This is a genomic window from Streptomyces sp. B21-105, from assembly GCF_036898465.1.
Classification (GTDB): domain Bacteria; phylum Actinomycetota; class Actinomycetes; order Streptomycetales; family Streptomycetaceae; genus Streptomyces.
This window is the reverse complement of record NZ_JARUMJ010000001.1, coordinates 4,127,624-4,143,441: the sequence shown is the minus strand read 5'-3', so window position 1 is coordinate 4,143,441 and position 15,818 is coordinate 4,127,624. Positions and strand designations below refer to the sequence as shown.

13 protein-coding genes are annotated in these 15,818 nt (G+C 72.1%); 8 read left to right on the top strand and 5 right to left on the bottom strand.

What is annotated here, in order from left to right:
• The first annotated feature begins 83 nt into the window (after window positions 1–83).
• The gene (locus tag QA802_RS18575; RefSeq protein WP_334523928.1) at window positions 84–1,814 is read left to right on the top strand and encodes an N-acyl-D-amino-acid deacylase family protein; all 1,731 of its coding nucleotides are present in this window, start codon (window positions 84–86) and stop codon (window positions 1,812–1,814) included.
• Window positions 1,811–3,262: an aldehyde dehydrogenase family protein gene (locus tag QA802_RS18570; protein ID WP_334523926.1), complete on the top strand. Its 1,452-nt coding sequence runs from the start codon at window positions 1,811–1,813 to the stop codon at window positions 3,260–3,262. The genes QA802_RS18575 and QA802_RS18570 overlap by 4 nt, the downstream gene beginning before the upstream one ends.
• Before the next feature lie 58 nt (window positions 3,263–3,320).
• Here the strand turns inward: QA802_RS18570 and QA802_RS18565 are convergent, their stop codons facing one another.
• Both QA802_RS18565 and QA802_RS18560 read right to left on the bottom strand, forming a co-directional pair.
• Window positions 3,321–3,620, bottom strand: a complete 300-nt coding sequence (locus QA802_RS18565; RefSeq protein ID WP_319166549.1) for a type II toxin-antitoxin system PemK/MazF family toxin — start codon at window positions 3,618–3,620, stop codon at window positions 3,321–3,323.
• Window positions 3,617–3,847, bottom strand: a complete 231-nt coding sequence (locus tag QA802_RS18560) for a hypothetical protein (RefSeq protein ID WP_319166550.1) — start codon at window positions 3,845–3,847, stop codon at window positions 3,617–3,619. The genes QA802_RS18565 and QA802_RS18560 overlap by 4 nt, the downstream gene beginning before the upstream one ends.
• A 153-nt stretch (window positions 3,848–4,000) precedes the next feature.
• On the opposite strand from QA802_RS18560, the gene QA802_RS18555 reads away from it, so the two are divergent.
• From QA802_RS18555 to QA802_RS18535, 5 genes are all read left to right on the top strand, one after another.
• Window positions 4,001–4,609, top strand: coding sequence for an ALF repeat-containing protein (locus QA802_RS18555; RefSeq protein WP_319166552.1), 609 nt, complete (start codon window positions 4,001–4,003; stop codon window positions 4,607–4,609).
• Between the two features lie 226 nt (window positions 4,610–4,835).
• Window positions 4,836–5,708, top strand: a complete 873-nt coding sequence (locus tag QA802_RS18550; protein ID WP_334523922.1) for an LLM class F420-dependent oxidoreductase — start codon at window positions 4,836–4,838, stop codon at window positions 5,706–5,708.
• 64 nt (window positions 5,709–5,772) lie between these two features.
• Window positions 5,773–8,388, top strand: coding sequence for a bifunctional FO biosynthesis protein CofGH (locus QA802_RS18545; RefSeq protein ID WP_334523919.1), 2,616 nt, complete (start codon window positions 5,773–5,775; stop codon window positions 8,386–8,388).
• Between the two features lie 77 nt (window positions 8,389–8,465).
• Complete coding sequence (locus QA802_RS18540) at window positions 8,466–9,053, top strand: hypothetical protein (RefSeq protein ID WP_334523917.1); 588 nt, start codon at window positions 8,466–8,468, stop codon at window positions 9,051–9,053.
• A gap of 133 nt (window positions 9,054–9,186) precedes the next feature.
• Window positions 9,187–10,311 carry an ADP-ribosylglycohydrolase family protein gene (locus QA802_RS18535; protein WP_334523914.1) on the top strand — a complete coding sequence of 375 codons (1,125 nt, stop codon included), beginning with the start codon at window positions 9,187–9,189 and terminating at the stop codon, window positions 10,309–10,311.
• Between the two features lie 7 nt (window positions 10,312–10,318).
• Here QA802_RS18535 and QA802_RS18530 read toward each other — a convergent pair whose 3' ends face one another.
• Both QA802_RS18530 and QA802_RS18525 read right to left on the bottom strand, forming a co-directional pair.
• Window positions 10,319–11,920, bottom strand: a complete 1,602-nt coding sequence (locus QA802_RS18530; protein WP_334523911.1) for a sodium:solute symporter family protein — start codon at window positions 11,918–11,920, stop codon at window positions 10,319–10,321.
• 126 nt (window positions 11,921–12,046) lie between these two features.
• A complete protein-coding gene (locus QA802_RS18525; RefSeq protein WP_334523908.1) occupies window positions 12,047–12,832 on the bottom strand; it encodes an SDR family oxidoreductase in 786 nt (261 codons plus the stop codon).
• A gap of 75 nt (window positions 12,833–12,907) precedes the next feature.
• Between QA802_RS18525 and QA802_RS18520 the strand changes: the two genes are divergently transcribed.
• Window positions 12,908–13,771 (top strand): hypothetical protein, encoded by an 864-nt coding sequence (locus QA802_RS18520; protein ID WP_334523906.1) that lies wholly within the window; start codon window positions 12,908–12,910, stop codon window positions 13,769–13,771.
• On the opposite strand, the gene QA802_RS18515 is transcribed toward QA802_RS18520, so the two are convergent.
• Window positions 13,772–15,748 (bottom strand): DUF8823 domain-containing protein, encoded by a 1,977-nt coding sequence (locus QA802_RS18515; protein WP_334523904.1) that lies wholly within the window; start codon window positions 15,746–15,748, stop codon window positions 13,772–13,774. It lies immediately after the preceding gene.
• Between the last annotated feature and the right edge of the window lie 70 nt (window positions 15,749–15,818).

The window sequence follows — 15,818 nt, the reverse complement described above, 5'->3', positions numbered from 1 at the left end:
CGCCCGCGCGGCGGAGCCGCGCATCGATACAGCCCCGCGCCCCTGAGCGGTGCTGTCCGCAACGGAGTTGAGGAGGAGCTCTCATGCTCGATCACGTCATCAAGGGGGCGACCGTCGTCGACGGGACAGGGGCGCCCGCAGTCGTCGCCGACGTCGGCATCCGGGACGGGCGGATCGCCGTCGTCGGCACGGTCACCGAGGATTCCCGTACCGCCGAGGACGGCGCCGGCCTCGTCCTCGCGCCCGGGTTCGTCGATCCGCACACGCACTACGACGCCCAGCTGTTCTGGGACCCGTACGCCACCCCGTCCCTGAACCACGGGGTGACCACGGTCGCCGCCGGCAACTGCGGCTTCACGCTCGCGCCGCTCAACCCCGCCCGCCCCGAGGACGCCGACTACACCCGCCGCATGATGTCCAAGGTGGAGGGCATGTCGCTGGTCGCCCTCGAGGAGGGCGCGCCCTGGAACTGGAGCGGCTTCGGGGAGTACCTCGACGCGCTGGAGGGGCGGATCGCCGTCAACGCGGGCTTCATGGTGGGGCACTGCGCGCTGCGACGGTACGTGATGGGCCCGGACGCGGTGGGCGGACAGCCCGGCGAGGAACAGCTGGCGCAGATCGTGCGGCTGCTGCACGACGCCATGGACGCCGGCGCCTGGGGATTCTCCACCACGCAGTCCTCGACCCACTCCGACGGGGACGGGCAGCCCGTCGCCTCCCGGCACGCCCGGCCCGACGAGCTGCTGGCGCTGTCCCGGGCGGTGGGCGAGCACGAGGGAACCCAGATCGAGGCGATCGTCGCGGGCTGCCTCGACCAGTTCAGCGACGCCGAGATCGATCTGTTCGCCGAGATGAGCGCCGCCGCCGGACGCCCCCTGAACTGGAACGTCCTCACCGTCGACGCGGCTGTCCCGGAGCGGGTGCCCCGGCAGCTCATGGCGAGCGAACGGGCACGCAAGGCGGGCGGCAGGGTCGTGGCGCTGACCATGCCGATCCTCACGCCGATGAACATGTCCCTGGGCACGTTCTGCGCGCTGAACCTGATCCCGGGGTGGGGGCAGACCCTCGCCCTGCCGGTCCCGCAGCGCATCGAGCGGCTCCGCGACCCGGACGTGCGCGCGGAGATGCTGCTGCGGGCGAACTCGAAGGAGGCGGGCGTCTTCCGGCGGCTGAGCGACTTCGGACGGTACGTCATCGGCGACACCTACAGCGCGGCCAACGAGGGCCTCACCGGCCGGGTGGTACGGGACATCGCCGCCGAACGCGGCCTGGACCCCTTCGCCTGCCTGGTCGAGATCTGCGCCGCCGACGACCTGCGCACCGTCCTGTGGCCGATGCCCACGGACAACGACCCCGCCTCCTGGGCGCTGCGGGCGGAGGTCTGGAACCACGAGGACGTCCTGCTCGGCGGCTCCGACGCGGGCGCGCACCTGGACCGCATGTGCGGGGCGCCGTACACCACCCGCTTCCTCGGCGACTGTCTGCGCGGCCGCAAGCTGGCCGGCCTGGAGCAGGCGGTGAAGATGCTGACGGACGACCCGGCGAGGCTGTTCGGGCTGCGGGAGCGGGGCCGGATCCAGGAGGGCTTCCATGCCGACCTCGTCCTCTTCGACCCGGAACGGATCGACGCGGGCAAGGCCACCCTGGTGCACGACCTGCCGGGTGACAGTCCGCGGCTGGACTCGAGGGCCGTCGGGGTGCGGGCGGTGTGGGTCAACGGCGTGGCCGCCCTCCGCGACGACGTGGTGACGGGCGCCGTGCCCGGGCGGGTGCTGCGCTCGGGGCGCGACACCAGGACGGTGGGCACCCGGTGACCGAGGGGCAGAAGCTGTTCGTCGGCGGGGAGTGGGTCGAGCCCGACGGCGGACACCACGACGTCGTCGACCCGGCGACCGAGAGGACCGTCGGCCTGGCGCCGGAGGCCTCGTGCGACCAGACGCGGGCGGCCTGCGCCGCGGCGCGGGAGGCGTTCGGCCCGTGGTCGCGGACCCCGCCGGAGGAGCGGGCGGCGGTGCTGGCCCGGGCGGCCGGCCTCATCCGGGCCCGGCTGCTGCCGTACGCCGAACTCGCGCAGGCAGAGACCGGCGCCACGACCGGGACGGCGCGCGCGATGCAGGTCGGGGTGGCCGCGGCCCGCTTCCGACGCTACGCGCGCGTGGAGCCCGCCGAGTGGCCGATCGCCCCGCAGATCAACGAAGCCGGACCGATGGGGAAGGCGGGCGTGATGGGGGCGCTCGCCGTGCGCCAGCCGGTCGGCGTCGTCGCCTGCGTCACCTCGTACAACAACCCGTGGGCGAACCCGGCGGGGAAGGTCGCGCCCGCCCTCGCCATGGGTAACACGGTGGTCGTGAAACCGGCCCCGCAGGACCCTCTGTCCGTCTACCGGATGGCGGAGGCGCTTCAGGAGGCGGGCGTCCCGCGCGGCGTGGTCAACGTCGTCTCCGGGCGCGCCGTCGCGGTCGGCGAGACGGTGGTGTCGTCACCGGACGTCGACATGGTGAGCTTCACCGGCTCGACGGCCGTCGGACAGCGCATCGCCGAGGTGTGCGGCCGGGACATGCGGCGTCAGCTGATGGAGCTGGGCGGGAAGGGCGCCGCGGTCGTCCTCGACGACGCGGACCTCGCGTCGGCGGTGGCCGGCATCGGCACCACGTTCTCCTTCTACAGCGGCCAGATCTGCACGGCCCCGACCCGGGTGCTGGCACAGCGCGCGGTGTACGACCGGCTGGTGGAGCAACTGGCTGCTTACGCACGCCGGTTGAGGGTCGGCGACCCGAGGGAGGCGGACACGGTGGTCGGCCCGGTGATCTCGGCCGCGCACCGCGACCGGGTGGAGTCGTACGTCGAACTGGGCCGCAAGGAGGGCGCGGTGGTCGTCACGGGCGGCGAACGCCCGCCGCAGGAACACGGGTTCTACGTCGTGCCGACCGTCCTCGCCGACTGCACGAACGACATGCGGGCGGCGCGGGAGGAGATCTTCGGCCCCGTGGTGACGGTCATCCCCTTCGACGACGAGGAGGAGGGCATCGCCCTCGCCAACGACAGCGACTACGGCCTCATCGACTACGTCTGGTCGGCGGACGTGGCCCGCGCCTTCCGGGTGGCCCGGCGGCTCCGGGCGGGCGGCGTCGGCGTCAACACCGTGGGCCGCAACATGGAGGCCCCGTTCGGCGGGTTCAAGAAGAGCGGCGTGGGCCGCGACGTCGGCTCGTACGCGCTGCACGCCTACAGCGAGGTACAGGCCATCGTCTGGCCGGGTTGAGCCGCGCCCGGACGGCGGGCCCACCGGCGGGCCCGCCGTCCGTGTCCGGACACGTTCCTCACAGGTCGAGCACGGCGCGCAGTCCGATCTCTACGGCTTCCATGACCCGCTCGCCCACCGGGCCGAGATCGTCGGTGAACCGAGCGGCGGACAGGGTCCGGAACTCGCCGAGCACGATCGTGCCGACCGAGGGCGCATCCACGGGGATGTCCACGAGTGTCGGCTCCCGTACCTGCTGCGGGTAGATCAGCACACACGTCGCCGACTTGTGCTGGGTGTTGAGTGCGTCGGACGAGATCACCAGAACGTGCGCCGGCCCTCCGGCGAAGGGCAGTGCGTAGACATGACCACGCTTCACCGGCCCGCCACCCGGCCCCAACGCTCCAAGGTCGCCTCTTCGCTCTCGGCGGACTCAGCGGCCGTCGTCACAATTCCGGCCGCTGCGCGCACCTGCTCGGACCTGCCCAGCTCCTCGGCGAGCATCTCCCGGCGCAGTATGCGAGCCGTGTAGGCGGAGGCGTTGCCTTTGGCCTTCACGAAGGACGCCACGTCGTCCGGCAGGCTCATCGTCATGTTCACCGTCATGTCACCATCATACGATGCCCGCGATGAGCATCATGTCGCGTGGGCGGTCGGCAACGGCAGGCGGCGAAGAGTGCCGGTTCCCGGCAGCGAAATCCGTGGCACCGGGCGGCGAGGATCTTCACACTGATTGCCGGACCACGGAGGGAACACCCCATGAGACGACGACACCCCGCCGCCCTGCTCGTCGCGGCCGCCGTTTTGACTCCCGCACTGCTGCTCACCCCCTCGGCGTCAGCCGCGGGCCCGACGGCGGCGGCCTCGGGCTCGGCGGCCACGACCGCGACCGCGACGACCGACACGCCGGTGGACGAGATGTCGGAGGACGACCTGCGCATCGCGGTCCTGCGCATCCTGGCGGCCAAGAACTCGGGCAAGGGGGTCGTGCGCGAGGCCAACAGGGCGCTGGACGCGGGCACCGCGGACGCCCTGCGCGCGTTCCTGAAGACCGGCTACCGGCTCGCCCAGGAGGAGGACGACCGGGTCGCCGTCTTCCGCATCCTCGCGGACAAGAACTCGGGCGAGGCAGTCGTGCGGGAGGCCGCCAAGGCCCTGGACGCGGGCACCCCGGAAGCTCTGCGCGCGTTCCTGGAGACCGGATTCCGGCTCGCCCGCGCCGAGGACGACCGGGTCGCCGTGTTCCGCATCCTGGCGGACCCGAAGATCAGCAAGGCCCTGCGCGCCGCGGCCGAGAAGGCCGTCGGCGGCACCCCTGAGGAGCTGCGGTACTTCCTGGAGGTGGGCCAGTACGAGGTCAAGCGCTGAGGTTCGGGGCCCGGGGCCCGGGCGTGCGGGGCCGGGGCCCGGGCCCCGGGCGGGCGGGCCTCGGGCGTGTTCCGTCGGTGCGCGTCCGGAGCGCGGTAATGCCGACCAGTCGGTATGGACAGTTGCCGTGCCGCCCGGTACAGATGGGGATCGCACCCGCACACCCGGGGGTCGCCACCCCGCGACGACGCCGTCGACAGAGCCGTACGCAGCGAAAGGCCCGCCCATGCGCATCGCCGTCACGATCTTCCTCACCGACGAGACGATCACGCCCGTCCGCCTCGCCCGTGAGCTGGAGCAGCGCGGGTTCGCCGGGCTCTATCTGCCCGAGCACACACACATCCCCGTCGAGCGCACCACCCCGTACCCCGCCGGCGGCGACCTGCCCCGCGAGTACGGCCGCACCCTCGACCCCTTCGTCGCGCTCGGGCAGGCGGCGGCGGTGACGGAGACGCTGGGCCTGGGCACCGGCATCACGCTCGTCGCCCAGCACGACCCGATCGACCTGGCCAAGCAGATCGCGACCGTCGACCACCTCTCCGGGGGCCGGTTCACCCTGGGCCTCGGCTACGGCTGGAACGTCGAGGAGGCCGCCGACCACGGGGTGGAGTGGCGGACGCGGCGTGAACTGGTCCGGGACCGGATGCGGCTGATGCGGGCGCTGTGGGCGGACGAGCCGACGGCGTACGAGGGCGAGTACGGGAGCGTGCGGGCCAGTTCGGCGTACCCCAAGCCGGTGCAGAAGCCGCGCGGGCCGGTCGTCGGCCCGCGCACCCTCGTCGGCGGGGCCGCCGGGCCGAAGCTGTTCTCGCACATCTGCGAGTACGCCGACGGCTGGCTGCCGATCGGCGGCCGCGGCCTCTCCGAGTCGCTGCCCGTCCTACGGGCCGCCTGGGCGGACGCCGGCCGCGACTCGTCCGCCCTCCAGATCGTGCCGTACGCCGTCCACCCGTCCCCGGGCAAGCTCGCCCACTACACGGAGCTCGGCATCGACGAGGTCGTCGTCCAGCTCCCGCCGGCGGGCGAGGCGGAGGTGCTGGGGCTGCTCGACGGGTACAGCACGTACCTCACCGGCGACGCCAGTGGCACCGTGCGATGACCTCGTGCGAGGGACGGACCGGGCGTCCCGTCGGCTGTGATCAGCCCGAACGTATGCTCAAAGGATGACGACTCCCGAGAGCTCCGGTACCGGTACCGGCCCCGTCCCGGGCACGCGCCCCGGCCCCACCGAGAACTCCCTGCGTCGCGCCCTCAAACGCGCTCGGGACGGCGTCGCCCTCGACGTCGGTGAGGCGGCCGTCCTGCTCCAGGCGCGCGGTGAGGCCCTCGAGGACCTCGCCGCGTCGGCCGCCCGGGTGCGGGACGCCGGACTCGAGGCGGCCGGACGGCCCGGCGTCATCACGTACTCGAAGAGCGTCTTCATCCCGCTGACCCGGCTGTGCCGGGACAAGTGCCACTACTGCACGTTCGTCACCGTCCCCGGCAAGCTCCGCCGCGCCGGGCACGGCATGTTCATGTCCCCCGACGAGGTGCTCGACATCGCCCGCAAGGGCGCGGCCCTCGGCTGCAAGGAAGCCCTCATCACCCTCGGCGACAAGCCGGAGGAGCGGTGGCCCGAGGCCCGGGAATGGCTCGACGCGCACGGCTACGACGACACCATCGCCTACGTCCGGGCCGTCTCCATCCGGATCCTGGAGGAGACGGGACTGCTCCCGCACCTCAACCCGGGGGTGATGTCCTGGACGGACTTCCAGCGCCTCAAGCCCGTCGCGCCGTCCATGGGCATGATGCTGGAGACCACCGCGACCCGGCTGTGGTCCGAGCCGGGCGGCCCGCACCACGGCAGTCCGGACAAGGAACCCGCCGTCCGCCTGCGCGTCCTGGAGGATGCCGGCCGCTCCTCCGTCCCCTTCACCTCCGGGATCCTGATCGGCATCGGCGAGACCCACGAGGAGCGGGCCGAGTCGCTGTTCGCGCTGCGCAAGGTCTCCCGCGCCTACCACGGCATCCAGGAACTGATCATCCAGAACTTCCGCGCCAAGCCGGACACCGCCATGCGCGGCATGCCGGACGCGGAACTCGACGAGCTGGTCGCCACGGTGGCCGTCGCCCGGCTCATCATGGGCCCGTCCGCCTGCCTCCAGGCCCCGCCCAACCTCGTCGACAGCGAGTACGAGCGGCTGATCGGCGCGGGCATCGACGACTGGGGCGGGGTCTCCCCGCTCACCATCGACCACGTCAACCCCGAGCGGCCCTGGCCGCAGATCGAGGAGCTCGCCGCGAAGTCCGCGGCGGCCGGCTTCACCCTGCGCGAACGCCTCTGCGCCTACCCGGAGTTCGTGCGGCGCGGCGAGCCCTGGCTGGACCCGCGGCTGCTCCCGCACGTGCGCGCGCTGGCCGACCCGGAGACCGGGCTGGCCCTGCCGGACGCCGTCGTCGAGGGGCGTCCGTGGCAGGAGCCGGAGGAGGTGTTCGTGGCGTCGGGCCGTACGGATCTGCACACCTCGATCGACACCGAGGGCCGCACCTCCGACCGCCGCGACGACTTCGACGAGGTGTACGGCGACTGGGGCGCGCTGCGCGAGGCCGCCGCCCCCGGCATGGCGCCCGAACGCATCGACACCGACGTGCGCCAGGCGCTGCGCACCGCCGCCGACGACCCGACGAAGCTCACCGACGACGAGGCGCTCGCCCTGCTGCACGCGGACGGCCCGGCCCTGGACGCCGTCTGCCGCATCGCGGACGACGTCCGCCGTTCGGCGGTCGGCGACGACGTCACCTACATCGTCACGCGGAACATCAACTTCACCAACGTCTGCTACACCGGCTGCCGTTTCTGCGCGTTCGCGCAGCGCCGCACCGACGCCGACGCGTACACGCTCTCCCTCGACCAGGTCGCCGACCGCGCCCAACAGGCCTGGGAGCTGGGCGCGGTGGAGGTCTGCATGCAGGGCGGCATCCACCCGGACCTGCCCGGCACGGCGTACTTCGACATCGCGAAGGCGGTCAAGTCCAGGGTCCCCGGCATGCATGTGCACGCGTTCTCGCCGATGGAGGTGGTCAACGGCGCGACCCGCACAGGGCTGTCGGTCCGCGAGTGGCTGACGGCGGCGAAGGAGGCGGGCCTCGACTCGATCCCCGGCACGGCGGCGGAGATCCTCGACGACGAGGTCCGCTGGGTCCTGACCAAGGGCAAGCTGCCGGCGGCGACCTGGATCGACGTCGTCACGACGGCCCACGAGCTCGGCATCCGGTCGTCCTCCACGATGATGTACGGCCATGTCGACCAGCCCCGGCACTGGCTCGGGCACCTGCGGACCCTCGCCGGCATCCAGCAACGCACCGGCGGCTTCACGGAGTTCGTCACGCTGCCGTTCATCCACACCAACGCGCCGGTGTACCTGGCGGGCATCTCCCGTCCCGGCCCGACGATGAGGGACAACCGGGCGGTCACCGCGATGGCCCGGCTGCTGCTGCACCCGCACATCCGCAACATCCAGACCAGCTGGGTGAAGCTTGGCACGGAGGGCGCGGCGGAGATGCTGCGCTCGGGGGCGAACGACCTGGGCGGCACGCTGATGGAGGAGACGATCTCGCGGATGGCGGGCTCGTCGTACGGCTCGTACAAGTCCGTCAAGGACCTGATCGCCGTCGCCGCGGCGGCGGGCCGTCCGGCGAAGCCGCGCACGACGCTGTACGGCGAGGTGTCCGAGGAGCGGCGGCGGGCCGCGGCGGCGTCGGACGGGCACCTGCCCGAACTGCTGCCGGTGCTGGACTGAGGGACGGTCCTACAGGATCCCCACAGTACGATGATCGGACCCCTCGTGGTCGTGGGGTCCCGTAGCTGAGGAGATGCGTGCCCGTGCCTGCCCGACGGCTTCCCTCCTGGGCCTGGGTCACCGGCCTGACCGCCGGTGCGATCGCCGCGGTCGCCGTGCTGAGCGCACAGGCCGAGAACGGTCCGCACCCGACGGCGTCGGCGGCGAAGCGGCCGAGCGCCTCGGCGTCCGCGTCCGCGAAGCCGTCGGCCTCGCCGAAGCCGTCCGCTCCGGCGCAGGCGGCCGGGGTGCCCGACAAGTCGGGCACGGGCCGCCGCGTCGTCTACTCCCTCGGGCAGCACCGCGTCTGGCTGGTCGACGCGGACGACACGGCCCGGCGCAGCTTCACGGTCTGGGCCGGCACGGTGAACCCGGCCGTCGGCAGCTACACGGTGTCGGTCCGCAAGGAAGCCCTCAAGGGATCCGACGGCGTGCAGATCGAGCACGTCATGTACTTCTCCGTCGCCTCGGGCATCAACATCGCCTTCTCCAACGCCGTCGACGGCTCCTCCCCACCCCCGGCCGCCGCCGGCGCGCAGACCGGCGGCATCCGGATGGCGAAGGCGGACGGGACCGCACTGTGGGCGTTCGGCGAGACGGGGACGAAGGTCAGGGTCGTCGAGTAGGACCGGCCTCACAGCCCACGGTCACTCAGTTCACAAGCCCTCCACCCGACAGCCGACGCACAGGCCGGAAGCCGCGCCGTGTTCGATTACAGTGACGGACGTCGTACGTACGGACGGTGGCCGGGAGGACTTGGTGGGTGCGACTGCCGGGCCCGTCTGGGGCCGCGCCGAACAACAGGACTTCCGCAGCAGGGTGCGCGGCACGCTGCTGGGCGCGGCCGTCGGCGACGCGCTCGGCGCCCCCGTCGACGGGCTGGGTCTCGAGGAGATCCGGCAGGGACTCGGGCCCGAGGGCGTGGTGGACCTGGTGTCCGCCTACGGGCGGCGCGGCGCGGTCACCCACCTCACCCAGCTCACCCTGTTCACGGTGGACGGCCTGATCCGCGCCCAGGTGCGGCGCGACACCGGCGCGTGGCATCCGCCGACCGATCTGCACCGGGCGTATCTGCGATGGGCGGCCACCCAACGCGACTGGGGCCCCGACCTGCGGCGCAAGGACGACGGCTGGCTCGCCCGCGAGGAGTGGCTGTACGCCCGCCGTGATCCGACCCGCACGCTGCTGCTCGGGCTGGGCGACGACGTGATGGGCACCCTCGAATCGCCCAAGAGCCCCGGCGCGGCCGGGCCGGAGGTGGTGCCCCGCTCGGTGCCGTTCGGGCTGCTCGTCGGCTGGGAGCCGCAGCTCGTCGCACAGCTAGCCGTCGAGTGCGCGGCCCAGACCCACGGCCACCCCACGGCGTATCTCGCGGCGGGCGCGTACGCCGTCACCGTGCACGCGCTGGCGCGCGGCGAGAGCCTGGACGGCGCGGTGCGGCGGGCCCTCGCGCTGCTGGCGGCGCGGCCGGGGCACGAGCCGGTGTCGGAGGCGCTGCAGCGCGCGCTGGGCGCCGTGCGGCAGGGGGCGCCGGAGCCGGCGCGGGTGGAGGAGCTGGCGGGGGCGGGGACCGCGGAGGCGGTGCTGTCCGGCGCGGTCTACTGCGCGCTGGTCGCGGAGGACGTCCGGCACGGGTTGCGGCTCGCCGTGAACCACGGCGCCCCCTCGGGTCCGACCGCGGCGCTCGCCGGCGGTCTGCTCGGCGCGCTGCACGGCGAGACGGCCCTCCCGCCGGCCTGGCTGGCCGAGCTGGAGGGCCGTCCCACGATCCTGGAACTCGCCGACGACTTCGCCATGGAGATGACCCAGGGCCCCGCCCTGCACGGCCCCGCGGGCGCCTCACCGGGCTGGATGGCGAGGTACCCGAGGGGCGGGCCGGGCTGAGGGCGCCTCAGACTCCCGCGGAGGGGGCGCTGCCGGACGGGGTGATGAGTTTGCCTCCGGCCGTGTCCTGCGGCTCCGGCGCCGCCGCCGCGGCTCCGGCCGAGCCCCCGTCCCCGTCCGTGTTGATGGTCTCGATGATCGCGAGGCGCTCCGGGGTGTCCTCGGGCTTGATGAACCCGACGACGATGTAGAGGACCAGCGACACGGCCAGCGGGATCGACACCTGGTACTGGATCGGGACGCCGCCGTCGACGTTCGAGTCGATCGGGTAGTTGACCAGCCAGAAGGCCAGCAGACCCATCGACCAGCTGGTCAGCGCGGCGGTCGGACCGGAGCGGCGGAACGGGCGCAGCAGACCCAGCATCATCGGGATGGCCATCGGGCCCATCAGGCCGGCGACCCATTTGATGACGACCGTGATGATGTCCTTGAACGCGGGGGAGTTGACCTGGGTGGCCGCCGCCATGGACAGCCCGAGGAAGACGACGGTCGTCACGCGCGCCGCGATCAGACCCGACCGCTGGTTCCACTCCCGTGCCCGGGCCCAGATGACGGGCGCGCAGTCCCGGGTGAAGACCGCGGCGATGGCGTTGGCGTCGGAGGAGCACATCGCCATCGTGTGGGAGAAGAAGCCGACGATGACGAGTCCCAGCAGGCCGTGCGGCAGCAGCTGTTCGGTCATCAGGGCGTAGGAGTCGGAGCCGTCCGGCTTGTTGGACGTCACCAGCAGCGGGGACATCCACATCGGGAAGAACAGCACCAGCGGCCACACCAGCCACAGCGCGGCCGACAGCCGCGCGGAGCGCTCGGCCTCCTTGGGGGTGGCCGTGGCCATGTAGCGCTGGGCCTGGTTCAGCATGCCGCCGTTGTACTCGAAGAGCTTGATGAAGAGGAACGCGAGCAGGAACACCGTGCCGAACTGGGCGACGAGCGGTTTGTCGTGGCCCTGGAGCGCCGGCTGGTCCCAGGCGTCGAGGAACCCGATGCCCTTGTCGTTCAGCTTCAGCACGACGGCGACGAACATCGCGATGCCGGCCAGCAACTGGATGACGAACTGGCCGAGTTCGGTCAGCGCGTCCGCCCACAGGCCGCCGATGGTGCAGTAGACGGCGGTGATCGCGCCGGTGATGAGGATGCCCTGGTTGAGGGAGATGCCGGTGAAGACGGACAACAGGGTCGCGATGGCGGCCCACTTGGCGCCCACGTCCACGATCTTCAGCAGCATCCCGGACCAGGCGAGCGCCTGCTGGGTCTTCAGGTCGTAGCGGTTCTTCAGGTACTCCAGCGGGGAAGCCACATGGAGTCGCGACCGCAGCCGGTTGATGCGCGGCGCGAACAGCTTCGAGCCGATCGCGATGCCCAGCGCGATGGGGAAGGACCAGGTGACGAAGGAGGTGACGCCGTAGGTGTAGGCGATGCCCGCGTACCCGGTGAACATCACCGCGCTGTAGCCCGACATGTGGTGCGAGATGCCGGACAGCCACCAGGGCATCTTGCCGCCGGCGGTGAAGAAGTCGCTCACGTCGTCGACGCGTTTGTGCGACCACACGCCGATCGCGACCATCACGCCGAAATAGCCGATGAGCACGGCCCAGTCGAGACCGTTCATGTGCGCCCTCCCAGGGATCAGCCCGGCGCTCATCGTGGGCGCTCGCGCGTGGACACGACAAGTAACCGTGAGGTCAAAGGGAGGTAAAAGAATTCGGTATGCTGTCTTGCGTTCATCCATGTGAACTCAACGCATCAGCTCCCCGGCGTTGACCAGCAACGACTGTCCGGTGATCGCCCGCGCCCGGTCCGACACCAGGAACACCGCCGCATCCGCCACGTCCCCGTCCGTGGCGAGCTCCGGCAACGCCATCCGTCCCGTGAGCCTCCCCAGCACCTCCTGTTCGGACACCCCCTCGGTCTGCGCGGTGAACTGTACGTACGCCTGCACCGGCGGCCCCCACATCCACCCCGGCAGCACCGTGTTGACCCGGATCCGGTACGGCCCGAGCTCCCGCGCCAGCGAGTACATCGCGCTCGTCAGCGCCCCCTTGGAGGCCGCGTACGCCGCCTGCCGCACCTGCGAGGGCGCCGCCACCGCCGACTGCGTCCCGATGAACACCACCGACCCGCCCCGCTCCTTCAGCGCGGGCAGACAGGCCCGCGTCATCCGCAGCGTGCCCAGCAGATTGACGTCCAGCACCGACTGCCACGTCGTGAAGTCGGCGTCCTCGACCCCGCCGAAGTACGAGTCCCAGGCCGCCACGTGCACCACCGCGTCGATCCCCCCGAACCGCTCCCGCGCCAGGCCGGCCAGCGCCTCACAGCTGTGCTCGTCGGTGATGTCGGCGGCCCGGTACGCGGTGCGCGCCCCGGCCGGATCGATCTCGGCCGCGCTCTTCGCGAGGTTCGCCTCGGTCCGCGCCCCGAGCACGGCGTTCCCGCCGTCCCGCACGACCGCGGCGGCGACCTGGTGACCCAGCCCGGCGCCGACCCCCGACACGACGACGGTCCTGCCCTGCAGCGGTGACATGGGGCCTCCCTGCCTCTGGCGCTCTATCTGACGGAGCGTCAGAGTATGGGCCAGTCACCGAGGATGGGGAAGAGCATGAGCGAGGAGACGCACACCGACACGCACACCGAGACGCACGGCGACGCGTACGCCGAGCTGGCCGCCGTCGGCCCCTACGGGGTCCGTCCCGGGCACGCCCTGATCACCATGGTCGAACCACACCCAGGCCACGAGTACGCCTACAACCGCTGGTACGAGGACGACCACTACTACGCCGGCGCGATGGCCATGCCCTGGATGTACGCCGGCCGCAGATGGGTGGCGACCCGCGACCTGCAACTGCTCCGCTACCCCGAGAAGTCGGCGGTCGCCCAGCCCGTCACCGCCGGCTGCTACCTGTCCACCTACTGGATCACCGACGGCCGCCACGACGACCACATGAAGTGGACGGTCGCCATCAACAAGCGTCTCAACCGGGACGCCCGCGTCTACCACGACCGCACCCACGTGTTCACCGCCTTCCAGGACCACGCGACGACGGTCTACCGGGACGGCGCGGCGGGCCCGAGGGACTTCCACGCCCTCGACCACCCCTACGCGGGCCTCGTCGTCGAGGTGGTCGACGCCGATTCGGCGCAGCAGCGCGCCGAACTCCTGCGCTGGCTGCACGCCCGCCACCTGCCCCGGCGGCTGGCCGGCTCCCCGGCCGCCATGGTCACCGTCTTCTGCCCCACCCCGCTCCCCGGCGACCGCATGACCTACGTCAAGCAGGTCGAGGGCGTCGGCACCCGGCTGACCCTCCTGTGGTTCCTGGAGGCGGCCCCCGGCGACTGCTGGGACCCGTACTTCACCGGCCTGGAGGAGGCGGTGGCGGAGTCCGGCCTGGGGCGCGTGGAGCTGGTCGCGCCGTTCATCCCGACGGTGCCGGGCACCGACCGCTACGTGGACCGGCTGCGCTGATCACGGCTGGTCCGTCAGCTCGTCCGGGCAGGGCGTCCCGCGGGGCAGCTGGTAGGGCGCCGCCAGCCGGTAGGTGCCCGCCTCCGGAGCGAGCAGCACCGTCCACCTGTCGCCGTCCGCGTCCTCGGCCGTCTCGAACAGGCACCCGTTGACGTTGTCGAACGTCTTCGGCTCGCCGTCGGAGCGGTCCTTGGACTCCTGCGTCTCCTGCGGCGGCTCCAGGCTCTTGCCCTGCTCGTCCACCACGCTCAGCCACGGCGAGTACGGGATCCGGATCAGGATCCGCCCCGCCTTCTTCACGTCGATCGTCATCTCGCCCTGCTCGGCCCGCTGCACCACCGCGTTCGGCTCGGCGAGCGGGGCGGGACCGACGACCTTGAACAGCTGCCAGTTGGCGTCGCCCCAGATCTGCTCCAGATACGGCAGCCCCCGCTGCACCAGCTCCCGCTCCCGCTCGCCGCCGTCCCCGTCCAGCGCCTCCTTGGGGACGACCACGAAGTGCACCGCCCACCGCTTCAGCCAGTCGCGGTAGTTCGCGGAGTTGAGGGTGTCGTCGTAGAAGAGCGGGTTGCGCTCCATGTCGGCCTGGCGGTTCCAGCCGCGGGCGAGGTTGACGTACGGCGCGAGCGCGGACGCCTCGCGGTGCGAACGGGCCGGGACGACCTCCACCCGGCCCTTCTCCGCGCCGACCCCCTGCAGCTCGTTGACGAGCGGCGCCAGCTCACGCGCCCAGGAGGCCGCCGGGGTCGTCCGCACGACGTCGTCGACCGACTTGAAGCCGATCCAGCCCACGAACGTCAGCGACGACAGGACGATCACGTACCACTTGCGGCTGCGCGGCACGGCGAACGGCAGCGCGGCCATCAGCACCACACCCGTGAACATCATCGCGAGCCGGGTGATGTTGGACCCGATCTGCGAGCTGATCAGCCACACCAGCAGCACCCCGAGCCCGTACACCGCCGCGGTGATCCGCACGGTCTTCCAGTCGGGCGGGACGAGGGCGTAGACCGCCACCGCGGACAGCAGCGGCAGACAGGCCGAGCCGAAGGACATCGGCTGGGTGCCGGAGAAGGGGAACAGCCAGGCGGACAGGGCGACGACCACCGTCGGCGCGAGCCCGAGCGCCCACGCGCCCGGCCGCCGCTTCTGCAGGAACATGGCGACGGCGACTATGCCCACGAAGAGCCCGGCCACCGGCGAGCCCATGGTGGCCAGCGCGGCGAGCGGCGCCGCGCACAGCGCCTTCGCCCACCGTTTGTAGCGCCAGCGGTGCGGCCAGCAGAACACGACGGCGACCGCGCCCAACGCGAACATGTTGCCCAGGCCGAACGTCACCCGGCCCGACGCGGCGTTGCACAGCAGCGCGAAGATCCCCGCGAGCGCGGGCCACACGGGGTTCTTCACCGGTCGGCAGCGCAGCAGGATCAGGGTGAGCAGCCCCGCCGAGATCGTCCCGGCGATCATCATCGTCGTCCGGACGCCGAGCAGCGACATCAGGTACGGCGACACCATGCTGTAGGACACCGGGTGCATGCCGCCGTACCAGGCGAGGTTGTACGCGGAGTCGGGATGCCGGCCCACGAACTCGGCCCACGCGTCCTGCGCCGCGAGATCGCCGCCACTGTTCGCGAACGTGAAGAACCAGACGAGATGCAGGACGCCGGACAGTGCCGTCATGGAGAGCACGAGATGGCGGCGGAGGGGCACGCCCAGCCGGCGCAGACCCGCGCCGAGACGGTCGAGGGCGCCGCGCATCACGCCGTCCCGATCCCGGTCCGAGGACTGGTCCGGGTGCCGGTCCGGGACCCCGTCCGGGTCGCCGTCCGGGATCCGGTCCTGGCCGAGGTCTACCATCGTGCCGCCCGCCGGGTCACGGTCGTGTTCGCCCGACTGGGGTGCGGGCACCCTGGTGCGCGAGCCGGCGTCCCGGTCCTGACCGGCGTCGTCGGCACGTGTCGGCTCCGCAGTGGCCACCTGAAGGCACTCCCCGTGTCCCGTCTTCTGCTCTCGGCCGCGCACCGTTCGCGTCCGCTTCACGGCTACG

Coding starts and splice junctions, on each gene's coding strand:
- QA802_RS18545 (WP_334523919.1), top strand. CDS start 5,773: ATGACGACTCCCGAGAGCTCCGGTACCGGTACCGGCCCCGTCCCGGGC.
- QA802_RS18525 (WP_334523908.1), bottom strand. CDS start 12,832: ATGTCACCGCTGCAGGGCAGGACCGTCGTCGTGTCGGGGGTCGGCGCC.
- QA802_RS18575 (WP_334523928.1), top strand. CDS start 84: ATGCTCGATCACGTCATCAAGGGGGCGACCGTCGTCGACGGGACAGGG.
- QA802_RS18520 (WP_334523906.1), top strand. CDS start 12,908: ATGAGCGAGGAGACGCACACCGACACGCACACCGAGACGCACGGCGAC.
- QA802_RS18530 (WP_334523911.1), bottom strand. CDS start 11,920: ATGAACGGTCTCGACTGGGCCGTGCTCATCGGCTATTTCGGCGTGATG.
- QA802_RS18555 (WP_319166552.1), top strand. CDS start 4,001: ATGAGACGACGACACCCCGCCGCCCTGCTCGTCGCGGCCGCCGTTTTG.
- QA802_RS18550 (WP_334523922.1), top strand. CDS start 4,836: ATGCGCATCGCCGTCACGATCTTCCTCACCGACGAGACGATCACGCCC.
- QA802_RS18560 (WP_319166550.1), bottom strand. CDS start 3,847: ATGACGGTGAACATGACGATGAGCCTGCCGGACGACGTGGCGTCCTTC.